The sequence below is a fragment of the Azoarcus sp. DD4 genome, from assembly GCF_006496635.1.
In the GTDB taxonomy this organism is placed as follows: domain Bacteria; phylum Pseudomonadota; class Gammaproteobacteria; order Burkholderiales; family Rhodocyclaceae; genus Azoarcus.
Genome location: NZ_CP022958.1, coordinates 238,380 through 264,636 on the forward strand (window position 1 = coordinate 238,380; position 26,257 = coordinate 264,636).

Below are 26,257 nucleotides of genomic sequence, written 5' to 3' on the forward strand. Positions count from 1 at the left end.
CAGGTTGTTCCCATGCGTTTCGTTTTTGCCCTGTTGTTGTCGCTGTTTTCGCTTCTCGCGTCTGCCCAGTCCATCCCGGCGCCTGCCCTGGCCGCGAAAGCCTGGGTGCTGATGGACCACGGTACCGGCCAGGTGCTGGCCACCAAGGATCCGGATACCCGTATCGAGCCGGCCTCGCTGACCAAGCTCATGACGGCCTATCTCACCTTTTCCGCACTGAAGGCCGGCACCATTGCGCTCGACCAGCCGGTGCCGGTGTCGGAGCGTGCATGGCGGCAGGAAGGGTCGCGCATGTTCATCGAGCCGCTGAAGCCGGTCACCGTGCAGGAACTCATCCGCGGCGTCATCGTGCAGTCGGGCAACGATGCCTGCGTCGCCCTCGCCGAGCTGATCGCGGGTACCGAGGAGGCGTTCGCGGCGATGATGAACAACGAGGCCAAGCGCCTCGGCATGAACAACACCCATTTCACCAATTCGACCGGCTTGCCCGATCCGCAGCTCTACACGACGGCGAAGGACCTTGCACTGCTTGCGTCCGCCATCGTGCGCGATCATCCCGACTACTACAGCAGCCTGTATTCGCTGAAGGAATATCGCTACAACAACATCACCCAGCCCAACCGCAACCGCCTGCTGTGGATGGACAGCACCGTCGACGGCATGAAGACCGGCCATACCAGCAGTGCCGGCTACTGCCTGATCTCCTCGGCGCTGCGTGGTCCGCGCCGGCTGATTTCCGTGGTGCTCGGCGCCGATTCCGACACCGTGCGCGCCCAGGAGTCGCTCAAGCTGCTCAACTTCGGCTTCCAGTTCTTCGACACCGTGAAGCTCTACTCGGCCGATCAGGCGCTGTCGCAGTTCCGCGTATGGAAGGGGCAGGCCAACGAAGTGGGCGCTGGTTTCACCAGCGACTTCGTGATGTCGCTGCCCAAGGGGCAGGCCGACAAGATCAGCGCCACGCTGGAGAGCCGCCAGCCTGTGCTCGCGCCGCTGCAGAAGGGCCAGGAGATCGGCACGCTCAAGCTCAGCCTCGACGGCAAGCCGCTCGGCGAATATGCTGTGGTTGCGTTGCAGGACGTGCCGGTGGCAGGCTTCTTCGGCCGCCTGTGGGACGCGCTGGTGCTGTGGATCAAGAGCCTGTAAGCGGGCGCCGGGCAAGGAGCGACACATGAGCCTGTGCTATCTCAACGGACGCTACCTGGCGCTGGAGGACGCGCAGGTTTCGCCCATGGATCGTGGTTTTCTGTTCGGCGACGGCGCTTATGAGGTCATCCCGGTGTATTCGCGCCGCCCCTTCCGTATCGACGAGCACATTGCCCGGCTCGGGAACACGCTGGCGGCGATCCGCCTGCCCGATCCGCACGGTCCGGCCGAGTGGCGCACAATCATCGGCGAGATCATCGACCGCAACACGTGGGAGGATCAATCGGTCTACCTGCAGGTGACCCGCGGTGCCGACAGCAAGCGCAACCACGCTTTCCCCGATGTAGTGCGGCCGACCGTGTTCCTGATGAGCGAGGCCTTGATCACGCCGTCGGCCGCGGTGCTCGATGCCGGTGTCGCCGCAGTGAGCGCGGCCGATTTCCGCTGGCTGCGCTGCGACCTGAAGAGTATTTCGTTGCTGGCCAACTGCTTGCTGCGCCAGCATGCGGTGGACCAGGGCTGCGTCGAGACGGTGCTGTTCCGCGACGGCTTTCTCACCGAGGGTTCGGCGTCGAACATCTTCATCGTCCGCGACGGCGTGATGCTGACGCCGCCGAAGAGCCACCTCATGCTGCCCGGCATCACCTACGACGTGGTGCTGGAACTCGCGGCGCGCCACGGGCTGGCCTACCAGGTTCGGGAAATCCTCGAACACGAGGTGCGCAGCGCCGACGAGATCTGGATGACCTCGTCGACCAAGGAAGTGCTGGCGATCACGGCGCTGGACGGGCGTCCGGTCGGCAGCGGCAGGCCCGGTCCGGTGGGTCGGCAGATGTACGAGTGGTATCAGCAATTCAAGAACACGGTGATGCGCGGTGGCTGACCAGATCAATCAACCCAGACAGACCCTGCTCGAATTTCCCTGCGACTTCCCGATCAAGATCATGGGCGCGCGGGTGGACGGTTTCGCCCAGGCGGTGCTCGAAGTGGTGCTGCGCCATGCACCGGATTTCGATCCGGCATCGATGGAAATGCGCCCGTCGAGCAAAGGCAACTACCTTGCCGTGACCTGCACCTTCCGCGCGGTGTCGCAGGTGCAGGTCGATGCCTTGTACGTCGAGCTGACCTCGCATCCCATGGTCAAGGTGGTGCTGTGATCATCAAGCACCTGGGGCGGGTCGATTACGAGCCGGCCTGGGAGGCGATGCAGGTGTTCACCGCCGCACGCACCGAGGACACGCCGGACGAAATCTGGCTGCTCGAGCACCCGCCGGTATATACGCTGGGCCAGGCGGGGCGTCCGGAACACCTGTTGCGCAACGATGCGGGCATTCCGCTGGTCAAGATAGACCGCGGCGGCCAGATCACCTACCACGGCCCCGGCCAGCTGGTGGTCTATCTGCTGCTAGATCTGCGCCGCAATCACCTCAAGGTGCGCGAACTCGTGGCGCTGATGGAACAGGCGGTCATCGATTGCCTGGGCGACTACGGACTTGCTGCCGAACGCAAGGAAGGCGCGCCCGGGGTGTACATCGATGGCGCCAAGATCGCCGCGCTCGGGCTGCGGGTTCGCAACGGCTGCAGCTATCATGGGCTGGCGCTCAATGTCGATGTCGATCTGGCTCCGTTCACCTGGATCAATCCCTGCGGCTACGAGGGTTTGAAGACGATACGGATGAAGGATTTCGGCATCGGCGATACGGTACAGATGGTCGGCGACCGCTTGCTTGCCCGCTTGCAGCAGCTGTTGCCGGCGGTCGAGGTCAAGGCCGTGGCGCACGATTGACGGCGGCCATCGCCCCGAACGACCAAGGACAACAACCCGGCGGCTTGCCGCCGCACCAGAGAGAAGAGAGACAGGACATGGAAAACCCCGCCCGCAAGCAGCGCGGCGCCGACAAGACGGCCCGCATCCCGATCAAGATCGTTCCTGCCGAACGGCTGAAGAAGCCGGACTGGATCCGCATCCGTCTCGGTGCCGGCCAGGAAGCCGAGCGCTTCAACGAGATCAAGCAGACGCTGCGCGAGCACAAGCTGCACACCGTGTGCGAGGAAGCCTCGTGTCCGAACATCCATGAGTGCTTCGGCAAGGGGACGGCGACCTTCATGATCATGGGCGACATCTGTACCCGCCGCTGCCCGTTCTGCGACGTGGGCCACGGTCGTCCCGAGCCGCTAAATCCCGACGAACCGACCGATCTCGCCCGGACGATTGCCGCGATGCGGCTGAAGTATGTGGTGATCACCTCGGTCGATCGCGACGACCTGCGCGACGGCGGCGCCCAGCATTTCGTCGATTGCATCCGCGAGACGCGCACGGCCTCGCCCAGCACCACTATCGAGGTGCTCGTGCCCGACTTCCGCGGCCGCATGGAGATTGCGCTGGAGATCTTCAACAATGCGCCGCCCGACGTCATGAACCACAATCTCGAGACCGTGCCGCGACTGTACAAGCAGGCCCGCCCCGGGTCCGACTACGAATACTCGCTGCGCCTGCTGAAGGAGTTCAAGGCGGGCCATCCGGACGTACTGACCAAGTCCGGGCTGATGGTCGGCCTCGGCGAGACCGACGACGAGATTCTCGAAGTGATGCGCGACCTGCGTGCCCACGACGTCGACATGCTCACCATCGGCCAGTATCTGCAGCCGTCCGGCGGGCATCTGCCGGTGCTGCGCTACGTGCACCCGGACACCTTCAAGATGTTCGAGACCGAAGCGCTGAAGATGGGTTTCCGCAACGCCGCCTGCGGTCCTATGGTGCGTTCGTCCTACTGGGCCGACCAGCAGGCGCACGGCGCCGGCGTGGTCTGAGGCGCACCACCGGGCGGCGCGGCTCGGTCCTACTGCTGTTGCTGGGCTGCCTGCTGCGCTTCGCGGGCCGCCTGCTCCATCTCACGCAGGAAGTAAAGGTAATCCATTGCCGGCGTCGGTGCTCCCAGGCGGGTGGCGACGGCAGAAATCTGACCGCGGTGGTGGACGAAGTGCGTCATCACCTGCAGCAGGATGTCGCTGACGGCATTGTTCTGCAGTTCGCCGTTGAGCCGTGCGTAGCTGAGCCGGTCGTCGAAGTAGCTGGCCGGTTGTCCTTCCAGCCAGTGGCGAAAGCCACGCAGTTCGTGTTGCAGGCCGCGCTTGAGCTGTATCCAGTCCGGCTGGCTGATGACGCGGAAGTCGGCCGTCGCCGCTTCGCCGCGCAAGCGTGCCGCCCACAGCCGAAAAACCACCAGCAGATGATCCGTAGTGTGATGGATGCTGGAGAAGAACAGTCCTTCCGGGCGGCCGAGTGCATCGGGCTGCAGGCGCGCCAGGCTGTCGAACATCACCTGGTTGGCCCAGATCTGGTAGTCGGTCTGTTGCAGGAAGTGATCGCGCCAGTTCATTGTCGTGTTCTCCGGCAGGTTGGGCAGGCGCCCGCCCGCCGTGGAATACACTGGCACCACTGTCCCGCGCAGATTGGTGGTACCCGAGCTTTCCCCCGGCCAAGACGATGAGCCTGGACCCGGCGCCGCGTGCTCTCGGGTGTGGACAAGCAAGCCGGTGACGCCGAGGATGACGGCATGCAAGCGGAGCCGCCCTCGTGACCTTCTTGCTGTCCTTGACGATCCAGTGGAGAAATCATGCGTTCCATTCTGAGAGCTTTCATCTTCCTTGTCATCAGCGTACCGGTCGGGGCTGCGGGCCTTGCCGCGCTTACGGAAAGCGAGGCGAGCGGTGGTCTGAAGGAGGCCCTGACCCAGGGTGCCGGCCACGCGGTCGAACTGCTCGGCCGCAAGGATGGCTTTCTCGGCAACCCCAAGGTCAAGATCCCCTTGCCCGAGGTGCTCAAGCAGGCGGAGCCGCTGCTGCGCCTGAGCGGGCGTGGTGAGGACCTCGATCAACTCGTCACCTCGATGAACCGGGCTGCCGAGGCCGCCGTGCCGGAGGCGAAGGGTCTGCTGATGAATGCGGTCAAGCAGATGAGCGTGTCCGACGCCAAGAACATCCTCAGCGGCGGTGACGATTCGGTGACCCGCTATTTTCGCGACAAGACCGAGACTCAGCTGACGCGCCTGTTTCTGCCGACCGTAAAGCAGAACACCGACAAGCTCGCGCTGGCGAGCCAGTACAACAAGCTCGCCGGTCAGGCGGCCGGCATCGGTCTGCTGAAGTCGGAAGACGCGCAGATCGAGAGTTACGTGACCCGTAAGGCGCTCGACGGCCTTTACATGATGATCGCGGAAGAAGAGCGCGCGATTCGCAAGGATCCGGTCGGCGCGGTCGGCAGCCTTGCCAAGAAGGTGTTCGGCGCCTTGTAAGCGCGCCGTCGCGGCGGCACCGATCGGCTACACTCCGATCGCGCCGCTGTTCGGCGGCTTGTCGTTTCCGGTATCGCTCCCCCATGTCCGCCCTGCTCAATCCCCCGCAACGCGAAGCCATTCATTATCTCGACGGTCCCTGTCTGGTGCTGGCCGGCGCGGGCAGCGGCAAGACGCGGGTGATCACGCACAAGATCGCCCACCTGATCAACGACTGCGGCCTGAGCGCGAACAACATCGGCGCGATCACCTTCACCAACAAGGCTGCCAAGGAAATGCAGGAGCGTGTCGCCCACCTGATGGGGGGCCGGGTGCCGGGGGGGCTGACGGTGTGCACCTTCCATGCGCTGGGTGTGCGCATCATTCGCCAGGAGGCCAAGCATTGCGGGCTGAAGCCGCAGTTCTCCATCCTGGATTCGTCGGATGCGGTGCAGATCGTGGCGGATGCGGCGGGTGACAACGACAAGGGCATTGCCAAGCAGATGCAATGGCAGATCTCGTCGTGGAAGAACGCGATGATCACCCCGGAAGAGGCCGCAAAGCTCGCCGACAACGAGCTTTCGGCTGCTGCGGCCAAGGTTTTTGCGGAGTACGAGCGGACCTTGCGCGCTTACCAGGCCGTGGATTTCGACGACCTGATCTCACTCCCGGTGCGCCTGTTCGAGGGCAACGACGAGGTGCGCGAACGGTGGCAGAACCGCTTGCGCTATCTGCTGGTGGACGAATACCAGGACACCAACCGCGCCCAGTATCGCCTGCTGCGCCAGCTTTCAGGCGTGCGCGGGGCTTTCACCGCGGTGGGGGACGACGATCAGGCGATCTATGCGTGGCGAGGTGCCGACGTCGAGAATCTGAAACTGCTGCAGCTTGATTACCCCAAGTTGCGGGTGATCAAGCTGGAACAGAACTACCGCTCGTCGCGTCGCATTCTCGAGGCGGCCAACGTCCTGATCGCCAACAACGAGAAGCTCTTCGACAAGCGGTTGTGGTCGGAGCATGGGCCTGGCGAGCAGATCGCAGTGACGAACTGTCGTGACGCCGACCACGAGGCGGAATGGGTGGCGATGAAGATCTCGGCGCACAAGTTCGAGCACCGCACCCGATTCAAGGATTACGCCATCCTCTATCGCGGCAACCACCAGGCCCGCGTGATCGAACAGCACTTGCGCAACCAGCGCATCCCCTATGTGATGTCTGGTGGCCAGAGCTTTTTCGAGAAGCCCGAGATCAAGGATCTGATCTCCTATCTGCGCCTGCTGATGAACGAGGACGACGATCTCGCCTTCATCCGGGCCATCACCATGCCTCGGCGCGGTATTGGCCCCAGCACCATCGAGGCGTTGGGCAGGTATGCGGGACAGCGTCACATCAGCCTCTTCGCAGCTACTTTCGAGGAAGGTGTGACGCTGCATCTCACGGCGAAACAGCTAGAGGGCGTGCAGCAGTTTGCCGGCTTCATCAACCGGATGCAGTACCGGGCCACCCGCGAACCTGCGGCCCAGGTGCTGGAGGACCTGCTCGCGGCGATCCGTTACGAAGCCTGGTTATTCGAGCACCTCGGCACCCGCGAGGCTGAGTCGAAATGGGCCAACGTGCGCGACTTCGTCGGTTGGCTTGGCCGGAAGGGTGAAGAGGATGGCAAGAACCTGATTGAACTCACGCAGACGATCGCCCTGATTTCAATGCTGGACAAGGAAGATGCCGACTTCGACGGAGTCCAGCTCGCAACCTTGCACGCGTCCAAGGGACTGGAGTTTCCGCATGTCTTCCTGATTGGCGTGGAAGAAGGACTGTTGCCGCATCAGAGCAGCATCGACGAAGACAAGGTCGAGGAGGAGCGTCGGCTGATGTATGTCGGCATCACGCGTGCGCAACGTAGCCTCAACATCACCTGGTGTGAGCGGCGCTCGGCGGGCAAGGAGTTCCGCCCATGCGAGATATCGCGCTTCGTTGCCGAGATGGGCGGCGACATGAAGATGAACGACCGCAAGAGCAATACGCCAGTCTCGAAAGAGGAAGGGCGCGCGCGCGTGGCCAGTCTGATGGCGATGTTCGAGAGTCGGGGCGGCAGCGGCGCTTGAGCTCCCTGTCGGGGAACGAATAATGAAAAAGGCGGCTGTCGAAGCCGCCTTTTTCATTGAGCTGGGTCTGTTTACTGCGCGACAGGCGGCTCGGTATAACCAGCTCCCACCTTGTTGGCAAGGAAAGCGACAGCGCGCTTCACTTCCGTGTCGGTCAGGTCGGAGCCACCCCCACGCGGAGGCATCGCGTTCTTGCCGTTGATCGCGGACTTGGTCAGGCCGTCGAAGCCTTGGGACAGACGGGAACCCCAGGCGCCCGCGTCGCCGGTCTTGGGCGCGCCGAGCATGCCCGCATCGTGGCAACTGGAACAGATGCTCTTGTAGATCTGCTCGCCCGTACGGCTGCCCGGGGCGATCTTGACGACCTTCAGTTCAACCTTAGCCACCGGCTGAATGAGGGATGCGGTCACCTCGGGATCAACCTGACCGCTGCTTTTGCCGCAGCCAGCCAGCAGCGACGCTGCGACGATGGCGGCAACAGGCATTGCGAGGCGAAGAGAGCGCTGGGCGGCGCTGGAGGCGCGATGTTCCGACATGCTGGATCCTTTGACTGGCGCTAGGCAAAGCCCGGATTATAGCTGGCTAAATAACCATTGTGGCAGTGCGGCATGGACTTTTCGACCGAAGCCATATATGCTTTTGCGCCTTGCACCCGGGTGTCCATCTTGTGTCCCCTGTTTTCTGCAAGGCCGCGCGCCCGTAGCTCAGCTGGATAGAGTACTGCCCTCCGAAGGCAGGGGTCGGACGTTCGAATCGTCTCGGGCGCGCCAGTCGTTATATACATTGCGCTGCCTCGCATTTCTGGCTTGACTTCGTTTTCGCGACGTATATACTGCGCGGCTCTTCGCGACTGTCTGTGTTTTTTCGATGGTGGTGAAGGGGTTTTGCGAGTTTGTCTCGGCGTGATCGGTTTTAAAAAGGTTGCGGCGGGGGTTGACGAAGCGAAGCAAGTGCTACATAATCTCGCTTCTCTGCTGCAGCGAATGCAGCGCTCTTTAAAAAATTGAACAACCGATAAGTGTGGGTGCTTGGTTGTTGTGGCGAAGCCGCTTCGGCGGTTTGGTTTCGCAATGATTAGGTGCTCATGTCAGTAAGTGACTTTGAGTGCTTTGTATGGATTGAACTTAAGAGTTTGATCCTGGCTCAGATTGAACGCTGGCGGCATGCTTTACACATGCAAGTCGAACGGCAGCGGGGGCTTCGGCCCGCCGGCGAGTGGCGAACGGGTGAGTAATGCATCGGAACGTGCCCAGTCATGGGGGATAACTACGCGAAAGCGTAGCTAATACCGCATACGCCCTGAGGGGGAAAGTGGGGGATCGCAAGACCTCACGTGATTGGAGCGGCCGATGTCAGATTAGCTAGTTGGTGAGGTAAAGGCTCACCAAGGCGACGATCTGTAGCGGGTCTGAGAGGATGATCCGCCACACTGGGACTGAGACACGGCCCAGACTCCTACGGGAGGCAGCAGTGGGGAATTTTGGACAATGGGCGAAAGCCTGATCCAGCCATGCCGCGTGAGTGAAGAAGGCCTTCGGGTTGTAAAGCTCTTTCGGACGGAAAGAAATCGCGCGGGCTAATATCCCGCGTGGATGACGGTACCGTAAGAAGAAGCACCGGCTAACTACGTGCCAGCAGCCGCGGTAATACGTAGGGTGCGAGCGTTAATCGGAATTACTGGGCGTAAAGCGTGCGCAGGCGGTTTTGTAAGACAGGTGTGAAATCCCCGGGCTTAACCTGGGAACTGCGCTTGTGACTGCAAGGCTAGAGTACGGCAGAGGGGGGTGGAATTCCACGTGTAGCAGTGAAATGCGTAGAGATGTGGAGGAACACCGATGGCGAAGGCAGCCCCCTGGGCCTGTACTGACGCTCATGCACGAAAGCGTGGGGAGCAAACAGGATTAGATACCCTGGTAGTCCACGCCCTAAACGATGTCAACTAGTTGTTCGTAGAGGTAACTCTGTGAGTAACGCAGCTAACGCGTGAAGTTGACCGCCTGGGGAGTACGGCCGCAAGGTTAAAACTCAAAGGAATTGACGGGGACCCGCACAAGCGGTGGATGATGTGGATTAATTCGATGCAACGCGAAAAACCTTACCTACCCTTGACATGCCTGGAATCTTGCTGAGAGGCGAGAGTGCCTTCGGGAACCAGGACACAGGTGCTGCATGGCTGTCGTCAGCTCGTGTCGTGAGATGTTGGGTTAAGTCCCGCAACGAGCGCAACCCTTGTCATTAATTGCCATCATTCAGTTGGGCACTTTAATGAGACTGCCGGTGACAAACCGGAGGAAGGTGGGGATGACGTCAAGTCCTCATGGCCCTTATGGGTAGGGCTTCACACGTCATACAATGGTCGGTACAGAGGGTTGCCAAGCCGCGAGGTGGAGCTAATCCCTTAAAGCCGATCGTAGTCCGGATCGTAGTCTGCAACTCGACTGCGTGAAGTCGGAATCGCTAGTAATCGCAGATCAGCATGCTGCGGTGAATACGTTCCCGGGTCTTGTACACACCGCCCGTCACACCATGGGAGTGGGTTTCACCAGAAGTAGGTAGCTTAACCTTCGGGAGGGCGCTTACCACGGTGAGATTCATGACTGGGGTGAAGTCGTAACAAGGTAGCCGTATCGGAAGGTGCGGCTGGATCACCTCCTTTCAAGAGAAAAGCCGCTAACGGCCAAGTATCCACAACTTATCGGTTGTTCAGGCGAAGAGCCTCGATGTCGAGGGTCTGTAGCTCAGCTGGTTAGAGCACCGTCTTGATAAGGCGGGGGTCGTTGGTTCGAACCCAACCAGACCCACCAGTCTTTTAGGTGCTCGAAGTCAGAATGGGGCTGTAGCTCAGCTGGGAGAGCATCGGCTTTGCAAGCCGAGGGTCGTCGGTTCGATCCCGACCAGCTCCACCAGTGCCGCAGCGCCCGCGCTGCTCGGTTGTTCGACATGTCGAGACGTCAGTCATGCGTATGCAAGTGCTCATGCCTGACTTCTTGGTCATCGTGCCAGAGGTTCGCTCTTTAACAAATTGGAAGAAGTTAGTGCAGCACATCTAGGTGTGTTGCACGGGTTGTGTGATTGCATTGATCCGACACTGCGTAGTCAGCACAGTGGCGGATCGCACAAACGAGTTCGACCTGTAGCCGGATCTTCAGTGCGTGAGAACGCGCGAGAGGATCTAAGGTTATAGGATCAAGCGACTAAGTGCATGTGGTGGATGCCTTGGCGATCACAGGCGATGAAGGACGTGCAAGCCTGCGAAAAGCGGGGGGGAGCTGGCAATGGAGCTTTGATCCCCCGATATCCGAATGGGGAAACCCACTGCGCAAGCAGTATCCCGTACTGAATACATAGGTACGTGGAGGCGAACGCGGCGAACTGAAACATCTAAGTAGCCGTAGGAAAAGAAATCAACCGAGATTCCCCAAGTAGTGGCGAGCGAACGGGGAATAGCCTGCACGACTAAACCATCAGCTTAGCAAAACGGTCTGGAAAGTCCGACGATACAGGGTGATAGTCCCGTATGCGAAAAGCCGGTGGCGGGTCTGAGCGTGCGACAAGTAGGGCGGGACACGTGTAATCCTGTCTGAAGATGGGGGGACCATCCTCCAAGGCTAAATACTCGTGATCGACCGATAGTGAACCAGTACCGTGAGGGAAAGGCGAAAAGAACCCCGGGAGGGGAGTGAAATAGATCCTGAAACCGCATGCATACAAACAGTGGGAGCCTCGTAAGGGGTGACTGCGTACCTTTTGTATAATGGGTCAGCGACTTACGTTCAGTGGCGAGCTTAACCGAATAGGGGAGGCGTAGCGAAAGCGAGTCTGATAAGGGCGATTTAGTCTCTGGGCGTAGACCCGAAACCGGATGATCTATCCATGGCCAGGATGAAGGTGCGGTAACACGCACTGGAGGTCCGAACCCACTAGTGTTGAAAAACTAGGGGATGAGCTGTGGATAGGGGTGAAAGGCTAAACAAATCCGGAAATAGCTGGTTCTCCCCGAAAACTATTTAGGTAGTGCGTCGTACGGACACTTGCGGGGGTAGAGCACTGTAATCGTTGGGGGGGTCACTGCGATCTACCCCGCGATAGCAAACTCCGAATACCGCAAAGTGATATACGGCAGACAGACATCGGGTGCTAACGTCCGGTGTCAAGAGGGAAACAACCCAGACCGCCAGCTAAGGTCCCAAATGCATGGCTAAGTGGCAAACGAGGTGGGAAGGCATAGACAGCTAGGAGGTTGGCTTAGAAGCAGCCACCCTTTAAAGAAAGCGTAATAGCTCACTAGTCGAGTCGTCCTGCGCGGAAGATGTAACGGGGCTCAAGCCATGAACCGAAGCTGCGGATGTGTCTTTGACACGTGGTAGGGGAGCGTTCCGTAAGCCTGCGAAGGTGTCTCGTAAGGGATGCTGGAGGTATCGGAAGTGCGAATGCTGACATGAGTAGCGATAAAGGGTGTGAAAAGCACCCTCGCCGAAAGCCCAAGGTTTCCTGCGCAACGTTCATCGGCGCAGGGTGAGTCGGCCCCTAAGGCGAGGCAGAAATGCGTAGTCGATGGGAAACAGGTCAATATTCCTGTACCGGTTCTAGATGCGATGGGGGGACGGAGAAGGTTAGGCCGGCCGGGTGTTGGACGTCCCGGTTTAAGCGTGTAGGCGTGCTCTCTAGGCAAATCCGGAGAGCTGAGCTGAGGCGTGATGACGAGCGAACTTGTTCGCGAAGTGGTTGATACCCTGCTTCCAGGAAAAGCCTCTAAGCTTCAGTCTAGAATCGACCGTACCGCAAACCGACACAGGTGGGCAGGTTGAAAATACCAAGGCGCTTGAGAGAACTCAGGAGAAGGAACTCGGCAAATTGATACCGTAACTTCGGGAGAAGGTATGCCCCATTAGCTTGTAGGAGTACATCCGAAGGGCGAAGGGGCCGCAGAGAATCGGTGGCTGCGACTGTTTATTAAAAACACAGCACTCTGCAAACACGAAAGTGGACGTATAGGGTGTGACGCCTGCCCGGTGCCGGAAGGTTAAGTGATGGGGTGCAAGCTCTTGATCGAAGCCCCGGTAAACGGCGGCCGTAACTATAACGGTCCTAAGGTAGCGAAATTCCTTGTCGGGTAAGTTCCGACCTGCACGAATGGCGTAACGATGGCCACACTGTCTCCTCCTGAGACTCAGCGAAGTTGAAATGTTTGTGAAGATGCAATCTCCCCGCGGCTAGACGGAAAGACCCCATGAACCTTTACTGTAGCTTTGCATTGGACTTTGACGGGACTTGTGTAGGATAGGTGGGAGGCTATGAAGCGGGAACGCTAGTTCTCGTGGAGCCGTCCTTGAAATACCACCCTGGTGTCGTTGAGGTTCTAACCCAGGCCCGTGAATCCGGGTCGGGAACAGTGCATGGTAGGCAGTTTGACTGGGGCGGTCTCCTCCCAAAAGGTAACGGAGGAGTTCGAAGGTCTCCTAGGTACGGTCGGACATCGTACTGATAGTGCAATGGCAAAAGGAGGCTTGACTGCGAGACCGACAAGTCGAGCAGGTGCGAAAGCAGGACATAGTGATCCGGTGGTTCTGTATGGAAGGGCCATCGCTCAACGGATAAAAGGTACTCTGGGGATAACAGGCTGATTCCGCCCAAGAGTTCACATCGACGGCGGAGTTTGGCACCTCGATGTCGGCTCATCACATCCTGGGGCTGTAGCCGGTCCCAAGGGTATGGCTGTTCGCCATTTAAAGTGGTACGTGAGCTGGGTTTAAAACGTCGTGAGACAGTTTGGTCCCTATCTGCCGTGGGCGCTGGAAGTTTGAGGGGACCTGCTCCTAGTACGAGAGGACCGGAGTGGACGCACCTCTGGTGTACCGGTTGTGACGCCAGTCGCATCGCCGGGTAGCTAAGTGCGGAAGAGATAACCGCTGAAAGCATCTAAGCGGGAAACTCGCCTCAAGATGAGACTTCCCTGGGGACTCGATCCCCCTGAAGGGTCGTGGAAGACCACCACGTTGATAGGTCGGGTGTGGAAGCGCAGTAATGCGTTAAGCTAACCGATACTAATTGCCCGTGAGGCTTGATCCTATAACCTTAAAATAGCGTCAAACTCGTCAAAGCGTGTACAACACGACGCAGTCACACAATCCAACACTTCTTCCAAATTTGGCTCGGACGACAAAAACGCCGAGCAACAAGTCAAAGTCTGACGACCATAGCGTCTGGGTACCACCCCTTCCCATCCCGAACAGGACCGTGAAACCAGACCGCGCCGATGATAGTGAGATCCGCTCTCGTGAAAGTAGGTCATCGTCAGACTAACCCATCAAAAAGCCCGTACAGTTCTACTGTACGGGCTTTTTTATTGCAAAATCGAAAAATTCCCCAACCCTACGAACTTAAAGCACCGACTCACCGACTTTCGCACGAAAGACACCGCCTAAGCTTTGCCGAAATTGAACCCATGGTCCACGGCACGTATGACTAGAGATCTCGAAGGTCCGTTGTTGCCTCGCCGCCGAAGTGATCGCTCAATACGTAAGACACCAATCGTTCAGCAGCCTGTTTGGCAGGCCACAAGCGCTCTTCTGCCTTCAAGGCAACAAAGCGCTCGTGGGTTGGGAACATTCGAGGGTCTAGCGAACGGATATGAGTCTGCATGTCCGTGTCGATGACGCCTGGCGCAATACTGCATACCTTTATCCACGCGTGGCCTTCCAGTAGCACCGCTCGAGCGTGTTGATCCAGCGCAGCCTTTGTTGCGCAATATACGCCCCAGCCCGCGTAAGGGTTGCGGGCCGCGCCGCTCGATATATGTACGAGGCGAACCGGCCGCTCGGCGGAGGCCCCGTTCGCAACGGCGTTAGACAACAACAAGGGGGCGCCGAGGTTTAGTTGTACCGCTCGAACGATGTCTGTTGCATCGAGTTCCCCTAATGATCCCGTTGGCTCGAGCATTCCAGCGTTGTTGATCAGGATGCTTTCCTCGCTTGTCGCCAGATAGTCAGAGAGCGTGCCGCCGGCGAGCCAATCGATGAGGCCATCGGGGGCGTTTAAGTCGAGGGTGACTTGCTTAAGACGGTCGGGAAAGCGTTGTGCCAGATCGACATTCGTGCGACGCGCTAGTCCGAGTACGGGAATGCCTCGGACGAGGAACGCCTCGGCAACTGCGGCGCCGAGGCCTCGGCTGTGACCGGTGACAATCGCGTGCATGTCGTGCCCTCCTTTATCAGAATCGTCATTGTCTTCAGCACGGCATGCGCGGTGCAAGTTCGGGTGAAGTCCATACGCCATGAGAGAATCGCGTCCCCCCGGAATGAGGCAGCCATGACACAGATCCAGCATACGATCACCGATCTGGTGATTCACAAACTGAACAAGGACGAGCACCGGCCTGCCAGCATTGAACTGCGTACCGCCGCCTGCGCCCAGACAGAGGCGGCGGTGTCCCTGGTCGAGCGCTTGTGCCGTTTGTATCGTGAGCGCCCTGGCAAGGGGTATGGGAAGTTCGAGGATGATGAAGCGCGCTTTCCCATGGCGGGCTACCTGCGTCGGCATCTTGTCGAACGGGACATCGATTTCATTACCTTGACGCAGTTGATGATGCAGCAGCTCCAGCAACGGGGCGACGAAGCGCAGCTGACTGCGGGTGGATTCGTGCTGGTCGCACGCATTCTGGAAGGCCAGACGGATTGCCTGTGGGTGGCATTGCTTACGGAGACTGTGGGTACGGCGATCGACCGCCAGTTGAACATCGCCGACTGCGTGCATCTGGATTTCGCCAACCTCAGGGTGGCAGGGCGCATCGATATCAGCGCTTGGCAGAGAGGTGACGAGCGTTACATCAGCTTTCTTAAGGGCAGGGCTGATGTCGCGGAGTATTTCAAGCAGTTCCTCGGTTGCAGCGATGTGGTCATCGCGCTCAAGGAAACACAAAAGCTGGTCCAGACGCTGAACCATTTTGCCGAAACCGAAAAACTGGAGCCACCTGTCCGCGACGAACTGATGGAGCGGGCGCACCTCTACCTGGATGAGCTGGGCGAAAGTGGGGCGCCGCTCAGTCTCGATAGTGTGGCGCGCGAGCTTTGGCCTAGTGCACCAGAGCGGCTCGATCAGGCATTCTCCGATGGCGCTGCCAGCGTCGCCAACGGCTTCGTACCGGACCGCCGCGCGCTGCGGCCGCTCGTGCGATTCAAAGCCAGCGCAGAACAATGGAAGCTCGAGTTCGACCGCAGCAGCTTGCGCTCCGGCGCTGTTTCATACGACAAGGCCTCCGACACGCTGGTACTGTCGAATTTGCCTGACTACCTCAAGCGCATGCTCCTGGAAGAGTGAGCGGCCTTCGGCTTGTGGGCGAGGCGGACCACGTTTGATCGCACTTGACATGATAGCTGACGATCGTAATATAAGCGGGTCACTTATCAGGTGCCGACGGAGACCGTATGAACCCCCAAGAAGAGTTTGACCGCAACAAGGTCTTCTACCTCGAAGATCTCGAAGTTGGGCTGCGTTTCGGCAGCCGTTCGCATACGCTCGAAGTCGGGCAGATCGTGGAATTTGCCGACGCGTTCGATCCGCAACCCTTTCATCTCGACGACGAGGCGGCAAAAGCGACGCTGTTCGGTGGCCTGGCGGCGAGCGGTTGGCATACTGCGGCAATCACCATGCGGCTGCTGGTCGAGGGCGGTGCGCCCATTGCCGGAGGCATCATCGGTGCCGGAGCGGAGATCGCATGGCCGCAACCCACGCGGCCTGGCGATGTCCTCAACGTCGAGAGCGAGATCGTCGAAGTGACGCCGTCGCGCTCGAAGCCGGATCGTGGCATCGTCACCATACGCAGCGAGACGCGCAATCAGCGTGGCGAGACCGTCCAGGTCATGACGTCGCGCCTGGTGGTGCCGCGCCGGCCGCTTGTCGCCTGATGTCTGATCGCGGCAGCGCCGGGCACGTGCAGCACCGTCCGCTAGCCATCGTTGGAGCGGGCGCGCTCGGACTCAGCATCGCTGCGCGTCTTGCGGCCACTGGGCCGGTGGCGGTGGTCGCATCGAGCGCCGCGCGAGCACAAGCCCTGGGAGCCGGCGTGGAGGTGGCAGGCCGGCTCTTTCATCCCGCTGTTTATGCACCGGATCGCCTGCCTTCGGCCGAATGGGTGGTGCTCGTCGTCAAGGCGGGCGACACCGCGGCGGCGGCCCGCAGTGCCGCGGCAATGCGGCCGCGCGGAGTGTTGTCGCTGCAGAACGGCCTCGTGGAAGACTGTCTGCGTGCCGCTTGTGGCGATAAGGTGTTCGCCGGTCAGGGCGTCACCACCATGGGAGCATATCGAGAGGGGAGCCGCATTGTGCCGGTGAGCGAGGGCGAAACACTCATGCCGCCTGGTTTCGAGCCGCTGGCACGGCGCTTCTCCGAGGCCGGTCTACCCGCCCGCGTCGACAGCAACATCAGCGCGGCGCGGCTTGCCAAGTTGCTGGTCAACCTTGCGCTCAACCCGCTTACCGCGGTGTTCCGTGTGCGTACCGGGGAACTGCAAACGCCACCCTTGTCGTTGTATGTCGATGCGCTGGTGACGGAAGCCTGGCCAGTACTGCGCGATGCCGGGTTGCAGCTCGACGCGGCGGCCGCGCGCGAGAAGGTGTGGGCCGTCATCGGCAGTACCGCCGGGAATCGGACCAGCATGCTGCAAGACGTGCTCGCCGGCCGCCGCACGGAACTCGATGCCATCACCGGCGCGTTCCTGCGTCTGGCGGATCGGACGGGCGCGGCGGTACCCACCCATCGCGCCCTGCACACGCTGATCGCCCTGATCGACGCCAGGGCCTGAACCTCAACGCGCCAAGACCTGGCGCGCCCAGCGCACGATCTGGTCGGCGCTCATCGCTCCTGCCTGGCGGGCAAGTTCGCGGCCGCCGCGGAACAGCGCAAGGGTTGGGATGCTGCGTATGCCGAAGCGCGTGCCGATGTCCGGTTCCGCCTCGGTGTCGAGTTTGGCCAGGCGCATTCCCGGTTCCAGTAAACCGGCGGCCTGAACGAAGGCGGGCGCCATCATCCGGCAGGGGCCGCACCACGGCGCCCAGAAATCCACTAGCACCGGAATGTCGTTGCGGCCGATGTGGCGGTCGAAGTTCGCGCCGGTCAGTGCTGTCGGTTCGCCGGTGAATAGCGGCCGGTGGCATTGGCCGCAGGCCGGTTGCTGCTCGAGCCGGGCGGCGGGCAGGCGGTTGACCGCATTGCAGTGCGGGCAGACGAGATGCAGGGGGGCGTTCATGAAAGCTCCATCGAAAGTAGCGCTGTCGCGGATAGTCAGCGCTGCACTGTGGTAGTTCCCGTCGCCTTCGGCGTCATTCCCATGGCCCGAGGCGGGTTTTAGCGGTGCTGCGCGAATGCAACTTTGGTATTAGAGTGCAATTACTCTGCCGATATGCTCGGTGGCACCGCAACCCGTCGTTTCGCTTCCGGATATATGAAAGAAATCATCGAGATCGATCTAAAGCGTTACACACTCCCGCAACTACGCGAACTCGGCAGCCGCATCGGCAAGGCCATCGACAGGCAGGAATCGGCCGCGCGTGCCGCGGTAATCAGGCGCATCGCCGCGCTGGCGCGCAGTCATGGCGTGTCGCTGGACGAACTGGCGGCGGACGCCGTGGCGATGAAGGCGGGCGAACCCGCCGCCCGGCGGGCGCCTGCGGCCATGCCGCGCGAACCGCTGCCGGCCAAGTATCGTCATCCCAACAATCGCGAACTCGGCTGGTCCGGGCGCGGGCGCCAGCCGCATTGGGTCACTGCATGGCTGGCCAATGGCGGGTCGCTCGATGCGCTCGCCATCGCTGCTGAGAAGCTGGCGCCGCGAAGGCCACCGGTGATGTAGCGCCGACGGCGCCATCGTTTTCACCCCCAGGAGAGACCCACCATGAAGAAGATCCTCGTCTGCACCCTGTTGTCGGCCTTTGCCCTGTCCGCCTTCGCTGAAGGCCCCACCTGCATGGCGAGTGCGGCGGAGAAGAAGCTGGCCGGCGCCGCCAAGACCAGCTTCATGAAGAAGTGCGAAAAGGATGCCGCCGCCACCTGCGACGCCGCCGCAGCCGAGAAGAAACTGGCTGGCGCGGCCAAGACCAGTTTCACGAAGAAATGCGTGAGGGACGCCGTCGGCGCGCCTTGAGCCGCGTCCTGTCTCAAGTTGGCCGATAGCGCGCGGCGGCCTGCGATAACTTTTCTGCGACCGCCGTGCGCAGCGCTGGCGGCCCGACCACTTCGACGTCGGCGCCATAACGCAGGATTTCCATCGTCAGTTCGCGGCTGTCGGCATACGGCACGCACAGCCGCAGGCTGCCGTCCGGTTGCGGCGTGGAGGTCTGCGCCGGGTGCCAGATCTCGCTTGCCACCCAGGGTGCGACGTCGGCGCTGAAGTGCAGTTCGGCGTGCTCGCGCGGGGCGCCAGAGAAGATGCCGAAGGCGGCACCCACAGCTTTTTGCAGACTGCGCGGACCGACTTCGCGTGCCTTGTCGCGCTTCACCGTGGCGGTGCGGATGGCGTCGAGCGCGAACAGGCGTAGTTCGCCCGCCTGGTGGCAGAAAGCCAGCAGATACCAGTTTTCCCGATAGTGCAGCAGCTGCTGCGGCGACACCACGCGATCGGATTCGGCATTGCGGCTGCGGGCGTAGTAGCGCAGCGCCAACCGGCGTCGTTTCATCGTCGCCTGCGCTACCGTGTCGAAGATGGCCGGCGTGGCGCGGCGGTTGGCGGAGTGCAGGATGCGCACGCGGCGGGCGATCTCGGCTGGATCGTCGTTGGCACTGCCCAGCATCAGGCCGATGCGCGTCATCAGTCCGTCGACCTGGCCGGCCAGCAGGCCCGGCTCCATCGCGGTGGCGAGCTGCTGCATCATCAGCAAAGCGTGGATTTCCGACGGGTTGAACCACATGCCGTGGATGCCGTAGCGCTTGCCGGCCCCGGGGCGGTCTCCTTCCAGCACATAGCCCGCCGCCTCGCCGACGCTGCCGCGGCGCCAGACGATGGGCGCGCCGAGGCGATCGCGCAGGTAGTCCAGGTCGCGCTTGAAGCTGGCACGCGAGATTTCCAGCGTGTCGAGAAAGCGTGCCAGCGGCACTGGCTGGCGGGCGTTCTCCAGCATGCGGACGATCTGGTAGAGGCGTTCTGTCTGGCTCACGGTTTTTCGGGGGCGGGTCTGTACGGTACGGAATTATGCGGTTTCGACAGGCTCGTTGGATGAGCCTGCAGGCGGCGCACACTGTTCGCCATCAAGCCCGATGCGGAGTCCGACCATGAAGCCCGTACGCCACCTGCCTTACCCCGCCGATCCGATTGCTCCCAGCCGCCAGCGCCTGCTCTTCAGCCTCGCGCTACTCAGCCTGCCGCTTGCCTTCCAGTTTGCCGATGCGGCTATCGTGCCGGTACCGGAGTCGATGCGGCTGGTGCTGGCGATCAGCGTGTGGGCGACGCTGGTCACGCTGGAACTGGCCTGCAGCGTGGTGATCCATCTCGCATGGCGCGGCTGGCGCCGTTACCGCCGCAGCTTGGTGACCGCAGTGTTGCGCCTTCACTCGCGCTGACGCAGCTTCGCGTGCAAGACCCCGCGCAGGGCATTGCAAATGACGATGGCGTCGGCGTGCGCCAGGTCGGTGCGCGTCAGCCGTGCCTCGCGTGCCTGCCAGGCGGGATCGTCGAGCAGCACGCCACGCATCACGCCCGGCAGCACGCCGGCGGCCAGCGGCGGGGTCAGCCATGCGTCGGCCAGGCGCAGGAACACGTTGCTGCGGCCGCCTTCGGTGAGCTCGCCGCTGCGGTTGAAGAACAAGGTGTCGAAGGCGCCTTCAATTTCGGCCCTGCGGATCGCCGCGTCGTAGGTGGCGCGGCGGGTGGTCTTGTGGCGCAGCAGGTAATCGTCCGCATCGATCGCTTCGTCTGCGAGCAGCAGCTCGACCGGCCCGACCGCCAGCGTGGCGAGCGGCCCGCCGCCGAGTTCGATGCGGCCGTCCTTGTGCAGCAGCAGGCGCACGCGATATGCGGCGGCGCCGGCCAGCGTGGCGAGGTGGTGGCCGAGTGCATTGCGCAGCGCGCTGTCGTCACAGGCAAAGCCGAGCGTGGCCGCGCTGGCGGCAAGGCGGGCGAGGTGGCGTTCCAGCAGCGGGATGGCGTAGCGGCCGTCATCGCCAGGCACCGCGCGCAGGGTCTCGATCAGCTGGAAACCGGGATCGAGCGCGGTCAGGAAGCGCGCCTTCAGCCGGCACTCGACGTACTCGTCGTCGGCGCGGCTGTCGATGACGATGCCGGCGCCAACGCCCAGCTGCCCGGCACGCATGCCGTGGTGCTCCGGACTCAGGGTCAGCGTGCGTATCGCTACCGAAAGCCCGAAGTCGCCGCAGTGGCGGCCGGAGGGGGTTGCGTCCACCCAGCCGATGGCGCCGGTGTAGAGTCCGCGCGGCCGCGGCTCCAGCGCGTCGATCAGTTGCATGCTGCGGTGCTTGGGCGCGCCGGTGATCGAGCCGCAGGGAAAGAGCGCGCGCACTACCGCGGGGAAGTCGCGCGTCGCATCCAGTCGCGCGCTGACGGTGGAGGTCATCTGGAACACCGTCGCGTAGGGTTCGACCGCGAACAAGGCCGGCACCTCCACGCTGCCGGTTTCGGCGACGCGGCCGAGGTCGTTGCGCAGCAGGTCGACGATCATCAGGTTTTCGGCGCGGTTCTTCGGGTCGGCTGCCAGCGCTGCGGCGATGCGGCTGTCTTCCCCGGCCTTGGCCGCCCGCGGCGCAGTGCCTTTCATCGGCTTGGCCAGCAGCTTGCCGGCGTGGTGACGCAGGAAGAGTTCCGGCGAGCACGACAGCACATAGCTGCCGTCGGCAGCGCCGTCTTCACCCGGCAGCCGGATCAACGCGCCATAGGCCACCGGCTGCGCCGTGCGCAGGCGGCGGTAGAGCGCGATGGGCGAGCCGTAGGCCTGGAAATCCAGCCGGTAGCTGTAGTTGATCTGGTAGGTCTCGCCGGCGCGGATCGCCGCATGGATGGCGGCGATGGCGGCGTCGAAACCCGCCTTGTCGACCGACTGGCGGCATTCGGCGACACCGGCCACTCCCGCTTCGGCGCTGCCCTCCTGCGCCGCCAGCCAGTTCGCCACCGCCTCGCCATCGAGCCGTTCGAGATGGTCGAACAGCAACACGCGCAGCGCCCCGCCCGGTTTGGCGGTGGCGACGCCGGCCAGGCGCACGCCCCATTCGTAGTCGGCCAGCACCACCGCATGGCGGCCGGCGGCGAGTTCGGCTTCCACCGCGGCCCAGTCGGCTGTCAGCCGGACGGGATCGGTGCAGCGGATTTCGTTGCGATAGCCGGTGTAGAGGCGGCTGGCCGCTGCGCCCGGCGCGGCCAGGCTGTCGTCGAGCAGGGCAAAACTTTCCATGGCGGAATTGTAGTGGCAGGGCGGCGGATTGCCGCGCTGTGCGACACTGCGCCGCTCGCAGAACGAAGCGTTCGAGGATTCCCCGCATGCGTTTTCTCCACACCGCCGACTGGCATCTCGGCCGCGTCTATCACGGCGTTTCATTGCTCGACGACCAGGCCCATGTGCTGCGTGACTTCCTGCGCCTGGCCGCCGATATCCGGCCGGACGCCATCCTGATCGCCGGCGACGTCTATGACCGTTCGGTGCCGCCGGCCGACGCCGTTTGCCTGCTCGACGAGGTGCTCACCGAACTGGTCGTCGGCCTCGGCATTCCGGTGGTGCTGATCGCCGGCAACCACGACGGCCCCGACCGCCTCGCCTTCGGCGCCAGCCTGCTCACCCGTGCCGGCCTTACCGTGCGCGGGCCGGTGGAAACCCGCGTGACGCCGCTGACGCTGAGCGATGCACACGGCGAGGTGGCCATCTATCCGCTGCCCTATGCCGAGCCGGCGCTGGTGCGCAACGCGCTCGGCGAGGAAGGCCTGGCCGATCACCACGCCGCGCTCGGCGCCCAGCTGCAGGCGATCCGTGCCGCGCACCCGGCCGGTCGCCGTTCGGTGGTGGTGGCGCACGCCTTCGTGCTCGGCGGCAGCGAATCGGAATCCGAGCGGCCGCTGTCGGTCGGCGGCAGCGGTGCGGTCGGCGCCGAACTCTTCGCCGGCTTCGACTACGTAGCGCTCGGCCATCTGCACCGCCCGCAATCGGCCGGCGGCGAGCACATCCACTATTCCGGTTCGCTGCTGAAGTACAGCTTCGCCGAGGCCGGCCACGCCAAGTCGGTTAACCTGGTGGAGATGGACGCCGCCGGCAACTGCACGGTGGAGCGCATCGCGCTCGCACCGCGCCGCGATCTGCGCATCGTCGAAGGCGCGCTGGCCGACATCGTGGCCGGTGCGGCCACCGATCCCGGCCGCGACGACTACCTGCTCGCCCGCCTCACCGACAGTGGCGCGTTGCTCGACGCCATGGGCAAGCTGCGCACGGCCTATCCCAATGCGCTGGCCATCGAACGCCCGCTGCATGCTGGCGACGGCCCCGGGCGTGCAGCGGCCGACCACCGCCGCATCCGCGTCGAGGACCTGTTCGCCAGCTTCTACGCCGAAATCGCCGGTCGTCCGCTGGAGGACGAGGCGCTCGCCACCGTGCATCGCATCGTCGGCGCCATCGAGCAGGAGGCGCGCCACGCATGAAGCCGCTCAAACTCAGCCTGCAGGCCTTCGGCCCCTTCGCCGGGCGCGAGGAGATCGATTTCACCCTGCTGCCCGAAGGTGCGCTCTTCCTTATCTCCGGCCCCACCGGCGCCGGCAAGACCTCCATCCTCGACGGCATCACCTACGCGCTCTACGGCGATACCTCCGGCGGCGAACGCAGCGCGCGCGAGATGCGCAGCCACCACGCAGACGCGGCTCTGCTCACCGAGGTGGAATTCGAATTCGCGCTCGGTGGCCGCCGCTATCGCGTCAAGCGCGTACCCGAACAGGAACGTGCCGCGCAGCGGGCGACGAAATCCGGCGACGGCATGGTCAAGGTGCTCGCCCGCGCCGAACTCCATCGCCTGGATGACGACGGTGCCACCTGGTGGCCGCTGGCGCAGAAGACCACCGAGGTCACCAGCGAGCTGACCACGCTGCTCGGATGCCAGGCCGAGCAGTTTCGCCAGGTGGTGCTGCTGCCGCAGGGCCAGTTCCGCAAGCTGCTCACCGCCAGCTCGGGCGAGCGCGAGAAGATCCTCGAGACCCTGTTCGGCACCGCCGCCTACAAGCGGGTGCAGGACGCGCTCAAGCAGGAGGCCGCCGCGCTGCAGAAGGCGGCGGAAGACACGCGGCTGCGCCGCGACACCCTGTTGCAGCAGGCCCAGGCCGAATCGGTCGATGCCCTGCGCGGACAGGCCGATGCGCTAGGGGTCGAGCTCGCGCGCCTGGCCACCGACGAAGCCGCCGCGCGCAGCGCCGACGCCGCGGCCCAGCTCGCGTTGCAGCAGGGCCGCGCGCTCGCCGCCCAGTTTGCCGAACAGCAGGCGGCGCAGCTGGCACTGACTGCGATCGAAGGGCACACCGGCGAGATCGCCGCTTTGCGCCAGCGCGAGGCCGGTGCCCGCCGCGCGCTGCAGGTGGTGCCGGCCGATGAAGCCCAGGCCGCCACGGGCCGTCAGCTCGCCCTCGCCCGCCAGCGCGCCGAGGAAGCAGGGCTGCGCGCCGCCACGGCCGCCGCCGCCCTGCAGCAGGCCAAGGCCATGCTGGACGCCGAGACGGCCCGCGCGCCGCAGCGCGACGCCGCCCAGCGCGAAGTCCTGCAACTCGAATCGCTCGCCGTCCAGGTTGAGCAGCTCGCCGCCGCCGAACGCGAACTCGCCGCCGGCCGGCGACAGGCCGCCACCGCCGAGCAGGCATTGGCGCATGCCCAGCAAGCCGCCGCCCGAGCCGAGCAAGGCCGCACGGCGCTCGCCACCCGCGTCGAACAACTCGCCCCGCGCGCGGCCGAGGCCGAAGCGCTGGCGCTGCGGGTCGCCCAGGCCGAGCAGCGCGAAGCCGACGCCAAGCGTCTGGCTGTGCGCCGCAAGGCGCTGGCGGAGACGGTCGCTGTCGAAGCCGGGTCGCGGCAGACGATGGACGAGGCGCGCACCGCGCTCGAAGCCGCCCGCAGTGCCCAGCAGGCGCTCGACGCGCTGTGGCGCGAAGCGCAGGCCGCCATCCTCGCCCGCCACCTGCACGACGGTGCGCCGTGCCCGGTCTGTGGCAGCGCCGAGCATCCCCTGCCGGCCACCCATGCCGGCGAACTGCCGTCCGAGAGCGCGCTGCGCGAAGCCGCCGCTGCTGTGCGTGAAGCCGAGCAGGCCTTCGAGGCCCGCCGTGCCGCGCTCGACCGCAGCGCCCAGGCCCGCGTCGCGGCGGAGGCCGAAGTCGGCGCCCTTGCCAACGCCCTGCGCGCGGCGGGCGCCGATAGCGTGCAGGCCGACATGCTGGTCGAAACCGCCTCCGATCTGCGCCAGCGCCTGGCAGGCGCGCGCAAGGCGGGCGACGAACTCGCCGCCGTCCGCAACCAGTTCCAGGCACTGGAACAGGACCAGCGCCAGGCCGTCGCCGCGCAGGAGCAGGCCAGTAGCGCCGCGCAGGCTGCCCGCAGCGTGCTGCACGGCGCCGAACGCGTGGTCGAAGCGCGGCGCGAAGCGGTGCCGGCCACCCTGCGTCCTGCCGGTGCCCTGGCCGCCGCGCTGGCCGCCGCCCGCAGCGCGCTGGAGGCGCTGCTCGCCGCCTGGCAGCAGGCGCAAACCCACCACGCCGGTGCCGAAGCCGCCCTCGCCGCGGCCCAGGCCCAGCGCGATACGCTGGCGCAGGCCGAAACCGAGCAGGCTGCGGCGCTGGAACAGGCGCAGGCCGTGTTCGTCCAGGCGCTTGCCGCCGCCGGCTTCGATGACGAAGCCGCCTACCGCAGCGCCCGCCGCGCCACCGACGAGATCGAGCGCCTTGCCGCGACCGTGCGCCAGCACGACCAGGATGCCGCCGCCGCCCGCGAACGCCTCGCCCGCGCCACCGAGGCTGTCGCCGGTCGGACACTGCCGCAGCTCGCCGAGCTCGAAGCCGCCGCCCAGGCTGCCCGAACCGCCATCGACACGGTGCTGGCCCGCAGCGCCGACCTGCGCGGCGCGCTGGAGAAGACTCGCCATACCCTGGCCTTGCTCGACGAACTCGCCGTCCGCAATGCCGACATCGAGGCGCGCTACCGCATCACCGGAGAGCTCGCCGCCATCGCCAACGGCGACAACGGCCGCAATCTCACCTTCCAGCGCTACGTGCTGGCCGCCCTGCTCGACGACGTGCTGCGCGCTGCCTCGCTGCGCCTCAAGGCCATGAGCCGCGGCCGCTACCTGTTGCAGCGGCGCGAAGACGTGGCCGACGCCCGCCGCGCCGCGGGCCTGGATCTGGAAGTGCTGGACGACTACACCGGCCGTGCCCGCCCGGTCAGCACGCTGTCCGGCGGCGAAGGCTTCATGGCCTCGCTGTCGCTCGCGCTCGGGCTGTCGGACGTGGTGCAGGCCTACGCCGGCGGGGTTCAGCTCGACACCCTCTTCATCGACGAGGGCTTCGGCAGCCTGGACCCGGAATCGCTCGACATGGCGATGCGTACCCTGATCGACCTGCAACGGCAGGGACGGATGGTGGGCGTGATCTCGCACGTGGAGGAGATGAAGCAGCAGATCGACGTGGCGATCGAGGTGGTGCAGGGGGCGAGGGGCAGCCGGGTGCGGGTGAGGGCGTGAGGGTGGCTGGGCTCACCGTTGCGGAATCGCGCGGCGGGATCGCTCTAC

General features: G+C 63.6%; 21 protein-coding genes, 3 tRNA genes and 3 rRNA genes. 21 read left to right on the top strand and 6 right to left on the bottom strand.

Translation table 11 applies throughout. From position 1 onward, the window contains the following. Positions 1 to 12: 12 nt before the first annotated feature. The 5 genes from CJ010_RS01205 to lipA all read left to right on the top strand — a co-directional run bounded on the left by CJ010_RS01205 (position 13) and on the right by lipA (position 3,954). Complete coding sequence (locus tag CJ010_RS01205; RefSeq protein WP_141016345.1) at positions 13 to 1,143, top strand: D-alanyl-D-alanine carboxypeptidase family protein; 1,131 nt, start codon at positions 13 to 15, stop codon at positions 1,141 to 1,143. Positions 1,144 to 1,168: 25 nt separating this feature from the next. Continuing rightward, positions 1,169 to 2,026: a D-amino acid aminotransferase gene (locus tag CJ010_RS01210; RefSeq protein ID WP_141016346.1), complete on the top strand. Its 858-nt coding sequence runs from the start codon at positions 1,169 to 1,171 to the stop codon at positions 2,024 to 2,026. After that, positions 2,019 to 2,300, top strand: coding sequence for a YbeD family protein (locus CJ010_RS01215; RefSeq protein ID WP_141016347.1), 282 nt, complete (start codon positions 2,019 to 2,021; stop codon positions 2,298 to 2,300). The genes CJ010_RS01210 and CJ010_RS01215 overlap by 8 nt, the downstream gene beginning before the upstream one ends. Beyond that, entirely contained in the window at positions 2,297 to 2,929 is a 633-nt protein-coding gene (gene lipB, locus CJ010_RS01220) for a lipoyl(octanoyl) transferase LipB (protein WP_141016348.1), read from the top strand. The genes CJ010_RS01215 and lipB overlap by 4 nt, the downstream gene beginning before the upstream one ends. Before the next feature lie 77 nt (positions 2,930 to 3,006). Then, the gene (gene lipA / locus CJ010_RS01225) at positions 3,007 to 3,954 is read left to right on the top strand and encodes a lipoyl synthase (RefSeq protein WP_141016349.1); all 948 of its coding nucleotides are present in this window, start codon (positions 3,007 to 3,009) and stop codon (positions 3,952 to 3,954) included. 29 nt (positions 3,955 to 3,983) lie between these two features. Here the strand turns inward: lipA and CJ010_RS01230 are convergent, their stop codons facing one another. Continuing rightward, positions 3,984 to 4,523: a DinB family protein gene (locus CJ010_RS01230; RefSeq protein WP_141016350.1), complete on the bottom strand. Its 540-nt coding sequence runs from the start codon at positions 4,521 to 4,523 to the stop codon at positions 3,984 to 3,986. Between the two features lie 237 nt (positions 4,524 to 4,760). Here CJ010_RS01230 and CJ010_RS01235 point away from each other — a divergent pair, with 237 nt between their 5' ends. Then, positions 4,761 to 5,438 (top strand): DUF4197 domain-containing protein, encoded by a 678-nt coding sequence (locus CJ010_RS01235; RefSeq protein ID WP_141016351.1) that lies wholly within the window; start codon positions 4,761 to 4,763, stop codon positions 5,436 to 5,438. A gap of 83 nt (positions 5,439 to 5,521) precedes the next feature. Then, entirely contained in the window at positions 5,522 to 7,519 is a 1,998-nt protein-coding gene (locus tag CJ010_RS01240) for a UvrD-helicase domain-containing protein (RefSeq protein ID WP_141016352.1), read from the top strand. Positions 7,520 to 7,590: 71 nt separating this feature from the next. Here the strand turns inward: CJ010_RS01240 and CJ010_RS01245 are convergent, their stop codons facing one another. After that, positions 7,591 to 8,055 (bottom strand): cytochrome c5 family protein, encoded by a 465-nt coding sequence (locus tag CJ010_RS01245; protein WP_141016353.1) that lies wholly within the window; start codon positions 8,053 to 8,055, stop codon positions 7,591 to 7,593. A 157-nt stretch (positions 8,056 to 8,212) separates the two neighbouring features. Here CJ010_RS01245 and CJ010_RS01250 point away from each other — a divergent pair. The 6 genes from CJ010_RS01250 (at position 8,213) to rrf (ending at position 13,819) form a co-directional block, all read left to right on the top strand. Then, positions 8,213 to 8,289, top strand: a tRNA-Arg gene (locus tag CJ010_RS01250). Between the two features lie 350 nt (positions 8,290 to 8,639). Continuing rightward, positions 8,640 to 10,175, top strand: a 16S ribosomal RNA gene (locus CJ010_RS01255). Positions 10,176 to 10,246: 71 nt separating this feature from the next. Beyond that, a tRNA-Ile gene (locus CJ010_RS01260) sits at positions 10,247 to 10,323 on the top strand. Positions 10,324 to 10,349: 26 nt separating this feature from the next. Next, positions 10,350 to 10,425 (top strand) — tRNA-Ala (locus tag CJ010_RS01265). Between the two features lie 278 nt (positions 10,426 to 10,703). Further along, positions 10,704 to 13,588: ribosomal RNA gene (locus CJ010_RS01270) — 23S ribosomal RNA — on the top strand. A 117-nt stretch (positions 13,589 to 13,705) separates the two neighbouring features. Next, positions 13,706 to 13,819, top strand: a 5S ribosomal RNA gene (rrf, locus tag CJ010_RS01275). The 16S, 23S and 5S rRNA genes sit together here with 3 tRNA genes alongside, the layout of an rRNA operon. Before the next feature lie 165 nt (positions 13,820 to 13,984). Here the strand turns inward: rrf and CJ010_RS01280 are convergent. Further along, positions 13,985 to 14,713, bottom strand: a complete 729-nt coding sequence (locus CJ010_RS01280; protein WP_141016354.1) for an SDR family oxidoreductase — start codon at positions 14,711 to 14,713, stop codon at positions 13,985 to 13,987. Positions 14,714 to 14,827: 114 nt separating this feature from the next. On the opposite strand from CJ010_RS01280, the gene CJ010_RS01285 reads away from it, so the two are divergent. The 3 genes from CJ010_RS01285 (at position 14,828) to CJ010_RS01295 (ending at position 17,318) form a co-directional block, all read left to right on the top strand. After that, the gene (locus tag CJ010_RS01285) at positions 14,828 to 15,835 is read left to right on the top strand and encodes a nucleoid-associated protein (RefSeq protein ID WP_141016355.1); all 1,008 of its coding nucleotides are present in this window, start codon (positions 14,828 to 14,830) and stop codon (positions 15,833 to 15,835) included. A gap of 107 nt (positions 15,836 to 15,942) precedes the next feature. Continuing rightward, on the top strand, positions 15,943 to 16,422 hold the full coding sequence (locus CJ010_RS01290; RefSeq protein WP_141016356.1) for a MaoC family dehydratase: 480 nt from the start codon (positions 15,943 to 15,945) through the stop codon (positions 16,420 to 16,422). Then, on the top strand, positions 16,422 to 17,318 hold the full coding sequence (locus CJ010_RS01295; protein WP_141016357.1) for a ketopantoate reductase family protein: 897 nt from the start codon (positions 16,422 to 16,424) through the stop codon (positions 17,316 to 17,318). Before CJ010_RS01290 ends, CJ010_RS01295 begins: the two co-directional genes overlap by 1 nt. Before the next feature lie 3 nt (positions 17,319 to 17,321). Here CJ010_RS01295 and trxC read toward each other — a convergent pair whose 3' ends face one another. Next, positions 17,322 to 17,762 carry a thioredoxin TrxC gene (trxC, locus tag CJ010_RS01300; protein WP_141016358.1) on the bottom strand — a complete coding sequence of 147 codons (441 nt, stop codon included), beginning with the start codon at positions 17,760 to 17,762 and terminating at the stop codon, positions 17,322 to 17,324. Positions 17,763 to 17,957: 195 nt separating this feature from the next. On the opposite strand from trxC, the gene CJ010_RS01305 reads away from it, so the two are divergent. Both CJ010_RS01305 and CJ010_RS01310 read left to right on the top strand, forming a co-directional pair. Continuing rightward, positions 17,958 to 18,365, top strand: coding sequence for an H-NS family nucleoid-associated regulatory protein (locus tag CJ010_RS01305; protein ID WP_240794473.1), 408 nt, complete (start codon positions 17,958 to 17,960; stop codon positions 18,363 to 18,365). A gap of 42 nt (positions 18,366 to 18,407) precedes the next feature. Further along, positions 18,408 to 18,656, top strand: coding sequence for a hypothetical protein (locus CJ010_RS01310; RefSeq protein ID WP_141016359.1), 249 nt, complete (start codon positions 18,408 to 18,410; stop codon positions 18,654 to 18,656). A 13-nt stretch (positions 18,657 to 18,669) separates the two neighbouring features. On the opposite strand, the gene CJ010_RS01315 is transcribed toward CJ010_RS01310, so the two are convergent. Further along, entirely contained in the window at positions 18,670 to 19,665 is a 996-nt protein-coding gene (locus CJ010_RS01315; protein WP_141016360.1) for a YafY family protein, read from the bottom strand. A 115-nt stretch (positions 19,666 to 19,780) separates the two neighbouring features. On the opposite strand from CJ010_RS01315, the gene CJ010_RS01320 reads away from it, so the two are divergent. After that, positions 19,781 to 20,068 (top strand): hypothetical protein, encoded by a 288-nt coding sequence (locus CJ010_RS01320; RefSeq protein WP_141016361.1) that lies wholly within the window; start codon positions 19,781 to 19,783, stop codon positions 20,066 to 20,068. Here CJ010_RS01320 and pabB read toward each other — a convergent pair. Next, positions 20,056 to 21,909, bottom strand: coding sequence for an aminodeoxychorismate synthase component I (gene pabB / locus CJ010_RS01325; RefSeq protein WP_141016362.1), 1,854 nt, complete (start codon positions 21,907 to 21,909; stop codon positions 20,056 to 20,058). The genes CJ010_RS01320 and pabB overlap by 13 nt on opposite strands. A gap of 86 nt (positions 21,910 to 21,995) precedes the next feature. On the opposite strand from pabB, the gene CJ010_RS01330 reads away from it, so the two are divergent. Together CJ010_RS01330 and CJ010_RS01335 are read left to right on the top strand one after the other, a co-directional pair. Further along, positions 21,996 to 23,141 carry an exonuclease SbcCD subunit D gene (locus tag CJ010_RS01330; protein WP_141016363.1) on the top strand — a complete coding sequence of 382 codons (1,146 nt, stop codon included), beginning with the start codon at positions 21,996 to 21,998 and terminating at the stop codon, positions 23,139 to 23,141. Further along, the gene (locus CJ010_RS01335) at positions 23,138 to 26,209 is read left to right on the top strand and encodes an AAA family ATPase (protein WP_141016364.1); all 3,072 of its coding nucleotides are present in this window, start codon (positions 23,138 to 23,140) and stop codon (positions 26,207 to 26,209) included. The genes CJ010_RS01330 and CJ010_RS01335 overlap by 4 nt, the downstream gene beginning before the upstream one ends. Positions 26,210 to 26,257 lie beyond the last annotated feature (48 nt).